Annotated in this window: 2 protein-coding genes; both read left to right on the forward strand. The window is 62.7% G+C overall.

Annotated elements, in window-relative coordinates; all coding sequences use genetic code 11:
• Positions 1 to 295: enoyl-CoA hydratase-related protein (locus VGP39_RS21695; RefSeq protein WP_327570146.1), on the forward strand; the 295-nt coding region annotated here is incomplete at its 5' end.
• A 455-nt stretch (positions 296 to 750) separates the two neighbouring features.
• Positions 751 to 1676 (forward strand): IS4 family transposase (locus tag VGP39_RS21700; RefSeq protein WP_327570147.1); only part of this gene is annotated, 926 nt, incomplete at its 3' end.

Below are 1676 nucleotides of genomic sequence, written 5' to 3' on the forward strand. Positions count from 1 at the left end.
CGCATTCGCTGCGCTGGTGATGGGCCGCACCGTCAGCGCCGACGACGCCCGCGAGGCCGGCTTCGTCAATACGGTGGTCGCGCCCGGCCATACCGAAGCCGAGGCGCGCAAGGTGGCGCGCGAGATTTGCGCGTTGCCCGCGGAAGCCGTCGCGATCTCGCGCAAACTTCTGAAACTGCCGCCCGAGGACTTGACCCGCAGAATCGATCAGGAAGGTCATCTGTTCGGCGAACGGATGCGCTCCAAGGAAGCGGTCGCCGCGTTCAAGGCGTTCTTCGCGCGCAAGAAGGCTTGATGTTCTTAACCTCTCCCCGCACTGCGCGGGTAGTGGTCGAAATTCTCGCAAAGCGAGAATTTCGGGTGAGGGGCCAGGCACTGCGCCAGACCGAATCAAAACCTCTCGGGTCATATGATATTTCCGCCATCATGCAATGAAATGTGCGACCCGAGAAAAATGTCCACCGGCACGCGTGTTGCCTCGCCCCTCACCCGGAGACTTCGCTCCGCTCCGTCTCCGACCTCTCCCCGCGCAGAGCGGCTGTCGTATTCACACATCTTGCGCTGCGGCTGTGCGGCTGATTCCCTTGAGATTGCTTGGGATTCGCGGGAGTTAGCCATGGCTGGAATTGAATACGGACTGGGGTATTTTAACGACCTCCGGCTGCAAAAAGGGGGGCCGTTTTGCATGCAGCGCTGGTGGCGCGTCCAGGCTGCTGTATCCGGCGGCTGGCGAGGACACGCGCCCGGGAGATGCAGTTTACGCGGTTCTTGCGCAATCCGTCGGTGACAGTCACCGAGATAGCATCGCATGCTGCAGAGAGTACGGCCGCCCGCGCTGCGGGACGTGATGTGGTGGTGATCCAGGATACCAGTGAATTGGCGTTGGGAGGGCGGCGGGCGAAGGCGAACGGCTATGGGCCGGTCGGCAAGGGCGGAGCCCTGCGCGGTCTTCTGCTGCACACGGTGCTGGCGGTGGATGCCGGCACAGGTGGGGTGATCGGCCTTGTCGAGGCCAAGGTGTGGAATCGTAAGGGAGGCAAGGTCGCCGCTCGGCGCTCGCGCGCAACCCCGCACAAGGAATCGCAGCGCTGGCTCGATGGCACGATGCGCGCCGGCGAAGTGTTGGCTGCGGCGGCGCACATCACCGGTGTGTCGGACCGCGAGAGCGACATCTACGAGCACTTCGCGCGACGCCCCGACAACGTGGATCTGATCGTGCGCGCCTGCCAAAACCGCAAGATCGAGACGGATGATGGAGATCAAATAAATCTGCTGTTCAGTCACGTTGACGGCTTGCCCGAGCGGGGTCGGTTCGAGGTGAAAATCCCTGCGGCGCCGGGCCGCAAGGCGCGTACGGCAGAACTCGCTGTGCGGTTCTCTACTGTGGTATTGCGCAAGCCGCTGCACGGTGCGGCGACCGATTTGCCGACCACGGTCACCCTTACCATGGTCGATGTCCGCGAAACCTCGACACCCCAAGACGGCAAGGCCATCCACTGGCGGTTGTTCACGACACATGCCGTCACCAACCTTGGCGAGGCGCGCAGGATTGTCGATCTCTATCGGATGCGCTGGGCGATTGAAGAGTTCTTCCATACGATCAAGACCGCGGGCTTCGACATCGAAGCTGCCGACATTGGCGAACCGACCGTCATGATCAAGTTCGTCGCCGCGGT

This window comes from Bradyrhizobium sp. (assembly GCF_036009065.1).
In the GTDB taxonomy this organism is placed as follows: domain Bacteria; phylum Pseudomonadota; class Alphaproteobacteria; order Rhizobiales; family Xanthobacteraceae; genus Bradyrhizobium.